General features: G+C 71.0%; 9 protein-coding genes. 6 read left to right on the top strand and 3 right to left on the bottom strand.

The window, feature by feature from the left end; all coding sequences use genetic code 11:
* The first annotated feature begins 47 nt into the window (after nt 1–47).
* From WMF11_RS12380 to WMF11_RS12370, 3 genes are all read left to right on the top strand, one after another.
* Complete coding sequence (locus WMF11_RS12380; protein WP_437552019.1) at nt 48–314, top strand: hypothetical protein; 267 nt, start codon at nt 48–50, stop codon at nt 312–314.
* Between the two features lie 219 nt (nt 315–533).
* Nucleotides 534–6,407, top strand: a complete 5,874-nt coding sequence (locus tag WMF11_RS12375) for an AAA family ATPase (protein WP_437977614.1) — start codon at nt 534–536, stop codon at nt 6,405–6,407.
* A 7-nt stretch (nt 6,408–6,414) separates the two neighbouring features.
* On the top strand, nt 6,415–8,256 hold the full coding sequence (locus tag WMF11_RS12370; protein WP_437977613.1) for an ATP-binding protein: 1,842 nt from the start codon (nt 6,415–6,417) through the stop codon (nt 8,254–8,256).
* Nucleotides 8,257–8,290: 34 nt separating this feature from the next.
* On the opposite strand, the gene WMF11_RS12365 is transcribed toward WMF11_RS12370, so the two are convergent.
* Nucleotides 8,291–9,505, bottom strand: coding sequence for a metallophosphoesterase (locus tag WMF11_RS12365; RefSeq protein WP_437977612.1), 1,215 nt, complete (start codon nt 9,503–9,505; stop codon nt 8,291–8,293).
* 278 nt (nt 9,506–9,783) lie between these two features.
* Between WMF11_RS12365 and WMF11_RS12360 the strand changes: the two genes are divergently transcribed.
* From WMF11_RS12360 to galK, 3 genes are all read left to right on the top strand, one after another.
* A complete protein-coding gene (locus WMF11_RS12360) occupies nt 9,784–10,686 on the top strand; it encodes a bestrophin family protein (RefSeq protein ID WP_437908594.1) in 903 nt (300 codons plus the stop codon).
* Between the two features lie 131 nt (nt 10,687–10,817).
* Nucleotides 10,818–11,642: a shikimate dehydrogenase gene (aroE, locus tag WMF11_RS12355; RefSeq protein WP_437552014.1), complete on the top strand. Its 825-nt coding sequence runs from the start codon at nt 10,818–10,820 to the stop codon at nt 11,640–11,642.
* Between the two features lie 129 nt (nt 11,643–11,771).
* Entirely contained in the window at nt 11,772–12,884 is a 1,113-nt protein-coding gene (gene galK, locus WMF11_RS12350) for a galactokinase (protein ID WP_437977611.1), read from the top strand.
* 70 nt (nt 12,885–12,954) lie between these two features.
* On the opposite strand, the gene WMF11_RS12345 is transcribed toward galK, so the two are convergent.
* Both WMF11_RS12345 and WMF11_RS12340 read right to left on the bottom strand, forming a co-directional pair.
* Nucleotides 12,955–13,947, bottom strand: a complete 993-nt coding sequence (locus tag WMF11_RS12345; protein ID WP_437552012.1) for an NAD-dependent epimerase/dehydratase family protein — start codon at nt 13,945–13,947, stop codon at nt 12,955–12,957.
* Between the two features lie 24 nt (nt 13,948–13,971).
* Nucleotides 13,972–14,976 (bottom strand): ABC transporter permease subunit, encoded by a 1,005-nt coding sequence (locus WMF11_RS12340; protein WP_437908592.1) that lies wholly within the window; start codon nt 14,974–14,976, stop codon nt 13,972–13,974.
* Between the last annotated feature and the right edge of the window lie 2 nt (nt 14,977–14,978).

Genomic DNA, 14,978 nt, shown 5'->3' with positions numbered 1-14,978 from the left:
GCACTCGCGCCGTACCAGGATGGCGATCGAGCACCCCAGGAGACGACATGGCAAAGCACAGCTTCTCAGTCCCCTTCAGCGGATCCTCTCAAGACATCGTCGCGAAGGCCAAGACGGCGATCGAGAAGGCCGGCGGCAAGTTCACGGGCAACGAGGGCAAGGGCGACTTCTCGGTGCCGACGCCGGCGGGGACGGTGAAGGGGACGTATGCCGTCTCGGCTCAGAGCTTCTCCGTGGATATCACGGACAAGCCCTTCATCGTGCCCGGCAGCGCGATCGAGTCCCAGGTGCGCAAGTTCCTCGAGACGGCCTGAGCCCTCTCGGAGCGCCCGGCGTCCTTGGCGCGCCTGGCGGCTCATCATCCCGGCAGGGTGGGGGATTTCCTTCACCCCCCCTGCTGATGGACTCGCTGGCCGGCACAACTCTCTTGTGCGGCGCAGCCATTCCCGACCAGACCCTCGACACCAGCGCGTGCGATCGAGCTCATTCACGATAACGAGTGACAAGCGCCCTCGCGTCGTCGAGAATTCGACATGGACTACGTTACGGGGGAGGTCCTGCACACGGATACGTGCGTCGCGCGAGCGGCCGAGTCCAAGAGCGGCGCGCCAGCGATGCCGAAAGCTCCCTGCGGCGAGCCGCCGATTCCGCGCTCGCTCGCGAAGCCGGTCCCCGTGCTGGAGCCCTGGGTCGATGCCTCGCTGGCGCGCGTGCTCGACCAGGGCCCGCTGCCGGTGGGGGGCGCGCTGCGCCTGGGCGCCGCGGTTGCGCGCAGCCTGGGCGAGGTGCACCGGCGCGGCGTCCTCCACCGCGACATCAAGCCGGACAACGTCCTGGTCGACGCCGAGCGGACGCGCGCCTGCTTGATCGGCTTCGGGCTCGCGACCTGGTGGACGCCCCAGCTCGCCGCGCAGAGGTCGCCGGAGGCGGTCTCCGGAACGCTGGCGTACATGGCGCCCGAGCAGACGGGCCGAATGAACCGAGCGCCGGACGCCCGGGCGGACCTGTACGCGCTGGGCGCCACGCTCTACCAGCTGCTGACCGGCGCGCTGCCCTTCGACGCGACCGACGCGCTCGAGCTGATCCACGCGCACATCGCCCGGGCGCCGGTGCCCCCGCACGAGCGGGCGCCGGAGCGGAGCATCCCCGAGGCCGTGAGCGCGATCGTGCTCAAGCTGATGGCCAAGAGGCCCGAGGACCGCTACCAGACGGCGAGCGGCGCGGCCTGGGATCTGGAGCGGGCCGCGCGGGCCTGGGTCGAGACGGGCACCGTGGCGCCGTTTCCGCTGGCGAAGCGCGACTGGGACGATCGGGTCCGAGCCCCCTCGCGCCTGTTCGGCCGGGAGCGCGAGAGCGCCGCGCTCGCGGCGCTGTTCGACCAGGCGCGCGGCGGCGCGACGGTCCTGGCGCTGGTGGCAGGGCCGTCGGGCGTGGGCAAGTCGGCGCTTGTGCAGGCGCTGCAGGGCCAGGTGCGCGCGCGGCGGGGGATCTTCGCCGCCGGCAAGTTCGACCAGCTGCAGCGCAGCACGCCGTACGCGGCGCTGGCGCAGGCGCTGCGGTCGGTGGTGCGGCGGCGGCTGGCGGACCCGGCCGAGGTGCTGGAGCGCTGGAGGCAGGCCTTTCAGGAAGCCGCAGGGCCGAACGGGCAGATCCTCGTCGAGCTCATGCCCGAGCTCGTGCACATCCTGGGCGAGCCGAAGCCGCTGGTCGAGCTCGGGCCGATGGAGGCCAAGCTCCGCTTCCAGACGACGGTGCTGCGCTTCGTGCGGACGCTGGCCACGGCCGAGCACCCGCTGGTGCTGTTCATCGATGACCTGCAGTGGGCCGATGCGGCGTCGCTGGCGCTCCTGGGCGAGCTTCTGAACGAGCCCGCGGGCCAGCACCTGCTCGTGGTGGGGGCCTACCGGGACGAGGCGGTGAGCCCGGAGCACCCGTTGAACGCGCTGCTCTCGGCCTCCGCGGCCCCGGGCGCCGTGACCGGACGGATCGCGCTTTCGCCGCTCGGCGCGGAGGCGGTCGCGGCGATGGTGGCGGACATGCTCGATCGGCCCGAGGCCGAGGTGGAGGAGCTCTCGCGGCTGGTCAAGGACAAGACGGACGGCAGCCCGTTCTTCGTCGGGCAGTCTCTGCAGCTCTTGCACGAGCGGAAGCTGCTCTCGCGCGACGCGGAGACGGGGCGGTGGCACTGGCAGCGAGAGGCGATCGAGCGGGCGGGGATCACGGACAACGTCGTCGCGCTGCTGACCCGCAGGCTGGAGCGGCTGTCGCCCGAGCTGCAGCGGGCGCTGCAGACGGCGGCGTGCGCCGGCGACCGGTTCGACGCGGAGCTCCTGGCGCACCTTTTGGGGCAAGAGGCGGAGGCGGTCAGCGCCCTCCTGGCGGAGGCGGCGCGCGAGGGGCTCCTGGTGCACGAGGCCGATCGGGGGCACGAGGCCTATGCCTTCGTGCACGACCGGGTCCAGCAGGCCGCCTACGAGGCGCTCACGGCAGAGCAGCGGCTGTCGCTGCACCTGTGGATCGGCCGAGCGCTGCGGGCTCGGTACGGCGTCGCGTGCGCCGATGGGGAGCTGTTCGCGACGCTCTACCACCGCAACCGGGCCGCCGAGCGGCTGACGGACGCCCAGGAGAAGCGCGATCTTTCGGAGCAGAACCTGCGCGCGGGGCAGCGGGCCAAGGCCAGCGCGGCCCACGCGCAGGCCGTGGCGTTCCTCGGGACGGCCGCGTCGCAGCTGGGCGAGGAGGGGTGGACGGAGGCCCCGGAGACGACCTTCGAGGTGCACCTGGCCATGGCCGAGGCGCTCTGGCTCGCGGAGCGGGTCGACGAAGCGGAGCGGCTCTTTCAGCGCTGCCTGGAGCGATCGCGGGACGCGCTCGAGCGCGCGCGCGTGGCCAGCGTCCTGATCGTGTTTCTCCATGTCACCGGCCGCTTCGCGCAGGGCATCGAGCTCGGCCTCTCGGCGATGGCGTGGCTCGGGCGGCCGCTGCCGAGGACCCCGGAGGAGCATCAGGCGCTGTTCGACGCGCTCATCACCGAGATCGAGCCCGCCCTGCAGCGCATGACCGTCGAGGACTGGAAGGCGCTGCCGATGAGCACCGACCGCGCCCACGCGCTGCGGTGCAGGATCCTGGAGGTGCTGGGGCCCTGCGCCGCCTTCTGGATGCCCTCGCTGAGCCGGTGCTGCTCGCCGATGCTCGCGCTGGAGACGCTGCGGTACGGGCTGACGAAGAGCTCGTTCGCGGGCTGCGTGTGCACGGCGTTGCTCCTGGCCTACCTCCTGGGGAAGCTGCCTTTGGGGCGCCGGCTGAGCGAGCCCATGCTCGCGCTCGTCGATCGGTACGACGTCGCGCGCGCCACGGCGCGCTTCAACGCCACGGTGGCCGCCATGTACTGGACGCCGCCTCCGGAGATGAGGGAGCTGTACGCGCGCGCGGCGCGCACCGCCGCCGAGGAGCGCGACCTCGTCGCCGAGGCCTTCAGCGAGATCCAGGGGGCGATGTTCGAGCTGATCGCCGGAGATGACCTCGATCGCGTCACGCGCGACCTCGACCGCATGGCCTACCGCGACCCGATGGCCATGGACTTCCGGAACGTCCTTGCCCGCTCGGTCGGCACGCTCACGCAGGCCCAGGCCGCGCGCGCCTTGGAGCAGGCGCTCGAGGAGATCGCGCGACCCGCGCGGGACGCGAAATCGATGGCGCTCCTGACCGCCTCGATGGCCATCGCGGGGTGGACCGGGGTCCATTTCGGCGCTGACGCGTGGGCGGTCGAGGCGGTCCTCGTCGTCGAGCCGGAGTGGCAGGTCTCATGGGGCACTCCCATGCTCATCGCCCTGACGTTCGCGCTCTGCGTCGCCGGAGCGCACGCCCTCCCCACCGCCAGCGCCGAGCGGCGCGCGCTGCTCGAGGATCGGCTGGCCTTTCACGGCGCGCGCCTCGCCCTCTGGGCCCAGGGCTGCCCCGAGAGCTTCGAGGCCGTGCGCCTGCTGATGGAGGCGGGCCGCGCTCGCGCCCGGGAAGAGCACGAGGAGGCCGGGCGGCTGTACGACCAGGCCATCGAGCAGGCCCGCGACCAGGATCGGGTCAACACGGAGGCGCTCGGCCTGCGCCTGGCCGGCGAGCACCGCCTCGCCCGCGGGCACCGCGCCCTGGCCCGCGCCTATCTCTCGGCCGCGCACGACGCCTACCTGCGCTGGGGGGCGCGCGCGGCGGCCGCGCGGCTCGCCCAGCGCTACCCGGACAGCATCGCGGCCTCGGGCCACCCGGCGCTCGCGGGGGACGAGCCGCCGGACGGGGCGCCCGTGCCGACGAGCACGACCATCACCGACCGCACGCTCCACGCGTACCTGGAGATCGCCTCGGCGCTGCGCGCCGCGCAGGCGCTCTCCGGCGACCGCAACCTCGGCTCGCTCGTCAGCCACATGCTCCGCCTGCTCGCCGAGTACTCCGGCGCCGAGCGCGCCGTGCTCGCCCTCACGCGGGGCGGCGAGCTCGTCATCGCGGCGCTGCTCACCGTCAATCCCCAGCAGGTCGAGCTGGCGCTCGACGAGCCCGTCGCCGGCTCGACGCGGCTGCCGGCGACGCTCGTGCAGTACGTCGCGCGCGGCAAGGAGCCGGTGGTGCTCGGGCAGGCCGCGTGCGACAGCCGCTTCGACGAGGACCCTTACCTGCTCGCCCGCCGGCCCGGCTCGGTGCTCGCCGTGCCGCTCGTGCACCAGGGGCGCCTCTCCGGGGTGATGTACCTGGAGCACCCGAGCGTGGAGGACGCCTTCCCCCAGGCCCGCGTCGAGCTGGTGACGCTCCTCGGCGCGCTGGCGGCGACGGCGGTGGAGAACGCCACGTTCTCTACCGAGCTCTCGGCCTACAGCGAGCGGCTGGCGCGCGAGGTGGAGCAGCGCACCGCCGAGCTGGAAGCCGCGAAGCAGGCGGCAGACCTCGCCAGCCGCGCCAAGAGCGAGTTCCTGTCCAGCATGAGCCACGAGCTGCGCACGCCGCTCAACAGCGTCCTCGGCTATGCGCAGGTGCTCGGCCGGCTGCCCGACCTGCCCCCCAAAGCCGCCGACGCGGCCCGCGTCATCCACACCGCCGGCACGCACCTGCTCGGCCTCATCAATGACGTGCTCGATCTGGCCAAGATCGAGGCCGGCAAGATGGACGTGCGCCCGACCGCGGTGGACCTGCCCACGCTCGTCCGGACCGTGGCCAACCTCTGCCGGGTGCGCGCCGTGGAGAAGGGTCTCTCGTTCGCTTACGAGCGTGTCGGCCCCGAGCGGCTGGGGGTGCGCGCCGACGAGAAGCGGCTGACGCAGGTGCTGCTCAACCTGCTGGGCAATGCCATCAAGTTCACCGAGCAGGGCGGGGTGACATTGCGCGTCGAGGTGCTGGAGCCGCCGGAGGACCGATGGCGCACGGTGCGCTTCCAGATCGAGGACACCGGCCCCGGCATCGCCCCCGAGCACCTCGGGCGCATCTTCGAGGCCTTCGAGCAGGTCGGCGACGAGGAGCGGCGCGCCGAGGGCACAGGGCTGGGGCTGGCGATCACGAAGAAGCTCATCGAGCGACTGGGCGGGAGCATCGAGGTCGACAGCCAGCCCGGCCGAGGCACGGTCTTCACGGCGACGCTCCGGCTGCTCGAGGCGACCGCGCCCGAGGGGCGCGCGGGGCTGTCGTGGGAGGCGATCATCGGGTACGAGGGCGAGCGCCGCACGATCCTCGTGGTGGACGACAACGCCGAGAACCGCGCGTTGCTGCGCGACCTGCTGGAGCCGCTCGGCTTCGAGCTGCTGGAGGCCGACGGCGGCGAGCGCGCGCTCGCGCTGGCCCTCGACCGGACGCCGGACGTCATCGTGATGGACCTGGCCATGCCGGGCATGGACGGATACGAGGCGACACGGCGCTTGCGGCAAAGGCCCGAGCTCGCCCGAACGGCGATCATCGCCTCGTCCGCCAGCATTTCGGAGGTCGAGCGGCACAAGAGCCTGAGCGCGGGATGTGACGACTTTCTGTCCAAGCCGGTACAGGCCGGCGCGTTTCTGGAGCTGCTCCGAGGCACGCTCCAGCTCGAGTGGCGGCGCCGAGCGGGGCAGGGCGCGGCCGTGCTCACGCCCGCCATGGCCGATGCGGAGCTCTGCGCGCTCCCCGCCCCACCGGCCCAGGAGCTGGCTCGGCTCGTCGAGCTGGCCGACCGAGGGCTCGTCTCCCAGGTGCTGAACGAGCTCGATCGGCTCGAGGAGGCCGACCGGCAGCTCGGAGCGTGGAGCGGGCAGGTGCGCGCGGTGGCGCGAAGCTTCCAGATCAAGCGGCTCCGCGGTATGCTCCAGGCGCAGCTCCGGTACGGCGTCACGACAGCTCCCCCGACCGCGCAGCCCGAACGACGGCCATGCCGGGCGCGCCCAGGCGAAGAGCCATAGCGGGCGGATGTGTCAGAAGGTTGTCGCGACCGGTTCACGCTGGCGCTACGTTGCCATCGTCTCCAATGAACACAACCTCAGAGCCTGGTGCCCCGTGCATACCATCCTGATGGTCGACGATGTGCCGGAGAGCATGGCCGCGACAGCCGCTCAGCTCGAGGAGCGAGGCTTTCGGGTGGCGGTCGCTCAAGATGGTGAAGATGCGCTGGAGCGGGCCGCGCTCCTTTCTCCCGATTTGATCCTGCTCGATGTGTTGATGCCGGGAATGGACGGCTTCGAGACGTGCCGGCGCCTGAAAGCGTCTGAAAGCACCAGGGGCATTCCGGTGATCTTCATGACCGCGCTGGAAGAGACGGCCCACAAGGTGGCCGGGTTCGAGGCCGGCGGCGTCGATTACGTCATCAAGCCTCTGGAGCTCGACGAGGTCCTGGTGCGGATCAAGACACACCTGGAGCTGTATACGATGCGCGCGGAGCTCGAGGCGCAGAACGTGCAGTTGCGGCGGGAAATCGAGGAGCGCCAGCGATTGGAGGCCGCGCTGCGGTGCGCCCACGACAAGCTGGAGCGGAGAGTGGAGGAGCGCACGGCCGAGCTTGCGGCGGCCAACGATCTCCTGAAACAGGAGAACGGCGAGCGCAAGCGGGCCGAGGAGACATTGCGCGAAAGCCAGGGCATGCTGCAGGCAATCATCGACAATTCGGCGGCCATGGTCTACGTGAAGGACCTGCAGGGCCGATACCTGCTGAGCAACCGCCGTTTCAGGCAGCTGTTCCACGCGACGGTGGAGTCGAACGAGTCGATCAAGTCGATCGTCGGCATGACCGACCACGACCTCTTCCCCCCGGAGCAGGCCGAGCTATTCCGCTCTTTCGACAGGCGGGTGCTGGAGGCCCAGGAGCCCCTGGAGACCGAGGAGGTGGTGCCGCAGGGCGACGGGATGCACACCTATATCTCGGTCAAGTGCCCCCTGTTCGACGCGGAAGGCAAGCCCTATGCGGTGTGCGCCATCTCCACGGACATCACCGAACGCAAGCGGGCGGAGGAAGAGCGGGAGAAGCTGCTGGCCAGCGAGCAGGCGGCGCGTTCCAGGGCCGAGGCCGCCGACCGGATGAAGGACGAGTTCCTGTGCACGCTCGGCCATGAGCTGCGAACGCCTTTGACCTCTATCCTCGGCTGGGCGCATATTCTTCTCCGCACGGACAAGCCCGACGCAGCCAGGGTGCAGCGCGGCCTCGAGGTGATCGAGCGCAACGGCATGGCCGAGCTGAAGCTCGTCGAGACGCTGCTCGACGTCTCCGCCATCCTCTGCGGCAAGGTGGAGCTGAAGCGGCAGCCGGTCAGCATGGCCGAGGTCGTCCAGGCGATCATCGACTCTGTAACTCCAGCCTCGGAGGCGAAGGACGTCTGCATTTCGCTGTCGCTCCGCTCGACGACCGGCCGGGTCTGGGGCGATCGCGGTCGCCTGGAGCAGATCGTGAGCAATCTGCTGAGCAACGCCGTCAAATTCACGCCCGCTGGCGGGCGCGTGACCGTGTCGCTGGAGGAGATGGGAGCGAAGACTCAACTCCGCATCAGCGATACCGGCGAGGGGATAAGCGCGAGTTTCCTCCCCCATGTGTTCGACAAATTTCGCCGTGCAAACAGCTCGACCACCCGCTGGCACAGCGGGCTCGGCCTGGGGCTCTCGATCGTGCAGGATCTGGTGAGAATGCACGGCGGAGAGGTTCGCGCCGAGAGCGCCGGTGAGGGTCGTGGCGCGATGTTCGTCGTGGACTTGCCCCTGATGCCGGTGGTCGACGAGGCCGCCGCTCCGGCTCCGGCCGACGCAGGGGAAGCGCGCTCGGTCTAGCGCTGCTGCGGGGAGGCGGACGGCGCCTGGCCCGTCAGACGCCGTCGCCGGCGAGGTGGACCTTGAGGACGCTCTCTTCCGCCGGCACGCCGAGCCGAAGGGGAAACCCGTAGTGTCCTGTCCCCCGGTGGACGTAGAGCCGATCGGGGCCGCGGGCCCACAGGCCATGATCCGGCATCTTCACGAAGAGCTGGAGGGCGGTCCAGGAGCCTCCGAGGCTGACCAGGCCGAGCTGCCCGCCGTGGGTGTGGCCCGAGAGCACGAGATCGCCCTCCCCCTCGCCGAGGTGGCGGAACGCGCCCGGATCGTGGAGCAGGACGAGCCGGAGCGCGCCCTTCCTGCGCGGGTGACGGGCGCAGACCGCCGCCATGCGCTCGGCGCGATCGCGGTAATGGAAGTCCATCCCGAGGACCTGGACCGGCCCGGCGGCGGTCTCGACGAGCGCCGCGTCGTCCACGAGCAGGCGCGCCCCAGCGCGCTCCAGCGCGGTCGCGACGTGGCGGGGCGACTCGTGATCATGGTTGCCGTGGCACGCGAACACACGCCCCTCCAGGGCGCGGAGCGGGGAAAGCGCCTCGGCGAGGTGATCCGCGGTGTCCTGCGACTCCATGGTCAGGTAATCGCCGGTGAGCACGACGAGATCGGGCTCGCGCTCCACCGCGCGCTCGCAGATGCCGCGGAGCCGAGCGACCGACATGAACGGACCGAGGTGAGGATCGGTGATCTGGACGATGCGGAGGGCCCGGCGCGCGCCGGGCGCCCCGTCGCGCGGGAGCGGGTGGCGGCGCAGCCCGTCGACCGGGGCGCGGTCGATGACGAGCTCGATCTCCTCGCGGCGGGCGGTGAGCGACTGGAGGATACCGACGACGGCGAGCGCGAAGGGCACCCAGAGGCCGTACGGCGTGGCCCCGAGCCCGCTCGCGATGGCCCACGGGAACGACAGGAAGATGGCCGCCACGAAGTAGGACGCGGGGATGCTCACGAGCGCGCGGTAGGCGAGCGGCCGCATCCGGGGGCGCGAGAGCAGGAGGAAGTGCAGGTACACCGCGCCCTGGAGGTACGCGAACCCCGGCGCGAGCGGGCCGACATGGCGGAAGAGCGCGCACGAGATCAGGGTGTGGATGCCGAGCAGCACGCCGACGAACCGCGCGTAGAGCCCGCCCCGGCGGCGCCTCGCCGCTGCTACGACGACGAGCCAGGCCAGGGCGGAGGCCGCCCAGAACAGGACGATGGGGGACGGGAAACTCAAGCGGCAGCTCCAGGCGACTCAGGCGTGCAGAGCCACCGCGGTCTGCCTGCCTGGTCGGACGTCGAGTCTCCCGCGTCCCGCGCGTCCGCGCCAGACGGCAGCGGACCGCTCGATGCACGGATGAGCCGGCTGGAACGGGGCGGCCGCGCGGTCCGGCCGGCGTTGCGGGACAGGCACCTTGCTGATACGGAGGAGGCGCTCGCTGGGGTCGCCGCCCGTGGACGGTACGGCGATGCGGCCTCTCTCCACCATGGCTCCTGCCACGAGGGTCGCGCCCGATGATCCCCTACGCGAGACGCGATTGGCTCCACCTGCTGGTCTCCCCGCGCGGCTCCCTCTCGCCGGGCGTGATGCGGCGCGTGCTGATCTTCGGGGCCATCGCGACGGCGCTGTGGCTCACGGACAGGTATATCCCTCGCGTGGGCCTCTCGATCGGCCTGTACGAGGTCGCGGGCGCGGTGATCGCGCTCATCCTCGCGTTCCGCACGAACACGTCCTATAACCGCTTCTGGGAGGGCCGGACGCTCTGGGGCTCGATCGTGAACGCGAGCCGCAACGTCACGCGCATCGTGAACGCGCATGCGGCGGTGGCCCCGTCGGCGGCGCGCGAGCTCGCCGTCTGGGTGGTGGTCTTCGCCCACGCCACGCGGCGGTCGCTGCGCGGGCAAGCCGAGCGCCCGGAAATCCAGCGGCTCCTGTCCGCGGAGCAAGCCGAGGCGATGGCGGCGCACGTCCACCCGCCGCTCTACGCCGCGCAGCAGGTCTCGGATCGGATCGCGGCGTTCGCGCGGGCCGGGAGCCTCGAGCGCAACATGGCGGTGTGCGCCGAGGAGGAGCTGAACATCCTGGTCAACTGCCTCGGGGGCTGCGAGCGCATCCTCAAGACGCCGACGCCCCTCGGCTACGTGCTGCTCTTGCAGCGCGGCGTGGTGCTCTACCTGGCCACGCTGCCCCTCGCGCTCATCGATGCGATCGGCGCCATGACGCCCATCGTGACGATGATGGTCGCCTACCCCGTCCTGATGATCGAGGCGATCGGCGGCGAGCTCGACGACCCGTTCGGCCACGAACCGAACGACCTGCCCCTCACGCGCATCTGCGACACCATCGAGCGCAACCTCCTCGGGTCGTCGCCGCTCAATCTGGTGATGGCGTCGAAGCCCGAGAGCCACCAGGACTGAGCGCAGCGCGGCGATGGGGGCGCCTTTGGATCCGCGGAGGCGCCGCGCGCTCTTGGCAATCTGCTGGACAGTATCGTAGATCTGCGGCGCTCGCGGGCGTGGCCCCGCGTCGCTCAGGCCTGGACGCACCCATGACCGACCGCTACGCCATCATCGGCAATCCCATCTCCCAGACCAAGTCGCCGGCGCTGCAGACCGCCTTTGCCAGGCAGTGCGGGCAGGACATGGTGTACGGCGCGATCCTCGGCGAGCTGGATGGCTTCGCCGCCGCCGTGCGCGAGTTCCACGAGAGCGGCGGCAAGGGCATGAACATCACCATGCCCTTCAAGCTCGAGGCCTTTGCGCTGGCCGACGAGCTGACGCCGCGCGGCCGCGCCGCCGGGGCGATCAACATGTTCACCTTGCGCGCGGACGGCACCATCCTCGGCGACAACACCGACGGCTTCGGCATCCTGCGCGACATCACCCACAACCTCGGCCGCGAGCTCAAGGGCGCGCGCGTGCTGCTCCTCGGCGCGGGCGGCGCGGTGCGCGGCACCTTGCTGCCGCTCTTCGATGAGCAGCCGGCCGAGATCTTCATCGCCAACCGCACCGCCAGCAAGGCCGTGGCGCTCGCCGCCGAGCTCGGCCCGCATGCCGGCGCCATCCAGCTCGCCGGCGGCGGCTTCGCCGACATTGCCGGGCGCTTCGACGTGATCATCAACGGCTCCGCCTCCTCCATGACCAACGAGGTGCCGCCCCTGCCCGCCGGCGTGTGGAGCGAGCGATCGCTGGCCTACGACATGGCCTACAAGAAGGAGCCGACCGCGTTCGTGCAGGCCGCACGCGCGGCCGGCGTGGGTCAGACAGCCGACGGCCTCGGCATGGTGGTCGAGCAGGGCGCCGAGTGCTTCACGCTGTGGCGCGGCATGCGGCCCGACACAGCGCCTGTGATCGCTGCGCTGCGGGGAGCCTGAGCGGCGCGCCCGGCATGGAAGAGCGATGAGCGATCGAGCGCAACCCAGGACGGCGTCCTCCCGCAGTTGTGGCTTGACGTCTACGAAGCAATTGGGTTCCCTGCTCCCCGTGAACATGGGTGAGCCGCGATGACGGTGAAGGGCAATGGCTTCGAGGTCGTCTTCGGCCGTCCGGCGAAGGTCGTGGCAGAGGCGCCGGGGCGCGTGAACCTGATCGGCGAACACACCGATTATAGCGGCGGGTACGTGCTGCCGACGGCGATCCCGCAGAAGACGCGCGTCGAGCTCGCGCCCCGGGAAGACAGGCTCATCCAGGTCGCGACGACGAACGTGCACGGCGGCGCCCAGCTCTCGTTCCGCGCCGGCGAGGAGGCGCGCCGCGGGCTGTGGCTCGACTACATTCAGGGCATCACCGCGGTCCTCCGCGGCCGGGGCGCATCGATCCCCGGCTTCGACGCGAGGATCGAGTCGACAGTACCGCTCGGAAGCGGCCTGTCGTCGAGCGCCTCGCTGCTCGTGGCGCTCGCCCGCGCCCTGCGGTCGATGCTCGGCCTCGCCATCGACGACGTGGAGATCGCCCAGATCGCGCACGCCGCGGAGCACGACTTCGTGGGCGCGCCGGTCGGGACGATGGATCAGATGGCCGCGAGCCTCGCCGACGAGAGCACGGCGCTCTTCATCGACACGAGGACGCTCGCGTTCGAGCGCATCCCGCTGCCCGCGGAGGCCGAGCTGCTCGTCGTCGACTCCGGGGTAACTCACCAGCACGCCAGCGGCGACTACAAGACGCGGCGCGCGGAGTGCGAGCGCGCGGCCGCGGCGCTCGGCGTCCCGGAGCTCCGGGACGTCGACGCGATCGTGGAGCCGCGCATCGCCTCGCTGCCGGCGCCGCTCGATCGGCGCGCGCGCCACGTCGTGACCGAGAACGCCCGGGTGCTCGCCGCCGTGGCCGCGCTCCGCGCCGGGGATCTGGGCCGCCTTGGCGAGCTCTTCGACGCGTCTCACCGGTCGATGCGCGACGATTTCGAGGTGTCCGTGCCGGCGGTCGACGAGCTGGTGGAGAGCGCTCGGGCGCAGCCGGACGTCTTCGGCGCCCGGCTGACCGGCGGCGGCTTCGGCGGCGCGATCGTGGCCCTTGTGAAGCGCGGGCGCGCGGCGAGCGTTGGGCGGGCCGTCGTGGAGGCCTACGCGCGCACGCCGGGCCGCCGGGCGAAGGTGCTTGTAGGCGGGCCCGTCCCCTAGCGGCGAAGCTCGGTGTCGGCGTGAGGCTCGTCCACCACGGGGAGGGGCCTCCGCGGGGAGGCAGGGCCCATCAACCGGGGTACCACGTGACGCGCGGGTCATCGGGCGCGCGCACGTGGTCGAAGGCGGCGTCCGTGAGCCGCGCCAGGTCGTACTGCGGCCGCCAGCCGAGCAGAAATTTCGCCTTCGAGTTGTCCAGCCAAGTCGAATGGAAGGGCGTCTTCACCCTCACGCTCGGCAGGCCCCGCGTCGCCTCCAGGTAACGCGCCAGCTCCCCGTAGTCCACCGGCTCGTCCATGCAGATGTTGAAGGTCTGCTGGCGAGCCTTCTCATGATTGATGGCCTTGAGGATCGCGGCGACCAGATCGTCCACATGCACGAAGTTACGCTTCACCGGCTCGCCGCGGCGGTCGAGCATCACCGGCACGGCGCCCGAGCGGACGTACCCCTCCGCCGCCTCGGCGCCGACCAGATCGCGCCACCTCGGCCCTCCGAACACGTCGTCACCGAAGGATAGCTGCGCCTTGAAGTCGTCCTTCTCCATGATCCACGGCGCGCGCAGGCAGCATCCGTTGAGCTCATATTGAATATAGTACTGCTCGAGCATGACCTCCTCGAGCACCTTGGACAGCGCGTAACAGCCCGGGTAGGCGCTGTGCCGCTGCGCCTCCGTGACGGGGACGGGGTGCGGATAGAAGAAGTGGCCCATCCCGGCGTCGCCCCCGACCAGGATGAATTGCTCGAACGCAGGGCTGACGCGGCAGGCCTCCAGCAGCCAGAACATGCCTTTGACGGCCACGTCCATGATGCTCTCGGGGGTCTCCTTGCTGGTCGCCAGGTGCAGCACGTGGCTCACCCCCTCGGTCGCCTCGTTGACGACGGTCCTGTCCTCGATGGCCCCACGCAGCACCTCCACGCGCGCCGACCGCTCCAGCATGCGGTTATGGCACAGCGCACGGACCTTCCACCCCTCGAACGCGGGGTTCGACAGGAACTTGCGGATGAACGCCTGGCCGACCTTGCCCGCCGCCCCGGTGACCAGAATTCGCTTGGCCTCGATCATTCTATCGCTCCTCGTTCTCGAGCATCATCCACGACGACCGTACTCTACCCCCCTGGCTGCGGGGGCCGAGCGGATCAGGACCTCTTGCATGACGATGAAGACGAGCAACAGCAGCCCGATGCTGATGTGGTGCCAGGGCGACGGCAGCCGTCCATCCAGGTTGATCACCGCCCGCACCATGCCCGTGATCATCACGCCCATCACGGTGCCGACGACGCTGCCAGCCCCCCCGGTCAGCAGCGTTCCGCCGATCACCACCGAGGCGATGGCCTCGAGCTCCAGGCCGGCGCCGATGTTCGGCTTTCCGGCGCTGTCGATCAGCGCCGTCGTGACCCCGCCGAGGCCCGCGCACAGGCCGCACAGCGCGTACAGACACACCGTCGTGGCGCCCAGCGGCACCCCCATGAGCAGCGCCGCGTGCCTGTCCCCGCCGATGGCCAGGACGTTCCGGCCGAAGCTCGTGCTGCGGCCGACAACCACGCCGAGCGCGAGGACGACCAGGAACAGGAGCGCCGTCGCCGGGACCCAGGTCCGGTCCAGGCCCGGGATCGCCAGCGCGAAGCCGAGCTCATCGACGATCCAGTCCAGCGCAGGGTGATCGATGCCGATGGGCTGCATGCTGACGAGGAACGCCGCGCCGCGGGCGAAGAACATGCCCGCGAGCGTCACGAGGAACGGGGGCAGGGAGAAACGATGGATGAGGTGCCCCGTCATCGCGCCGAACGCGACCGACACCGCGAGGGCGATACAGAACGCCAGCAGCGGGTGGCAACCACCGGCCACCAGCGTGCCGACGAGGACCGTCGTGAGCGCGACGACGGAGCCGACCGAGAGGTCGATCCCCCCCGACAGGATGACGAAGGTCATGCCCACCGCGCAGAGGCCCATCGCCGCGTTCCCCTTGATCAGGTCGACAAGGAAACGCAGGCTCCGCGCCGCGTCGTAACAGACCAGCACCCCCGCGTAGAGCGCGATCAGGAGGACCGCGGTCACCACGAGCGGCAGATCCCGCCGATCCCAGCTGAGCATCG

The sequence above is a fragment of the Sorangium sp. So ce295 genome, from assembly GCF_051527405.1.
Lineage (GTDB): Bacteria > Myxococcota_A > Polyangia > Polyangiales > Polyangiaceae > Sorangium > Sorangium cellulosum_B.
This window is presented reverse-complemented; position numbering and strand designations above follow the sequence as displayed.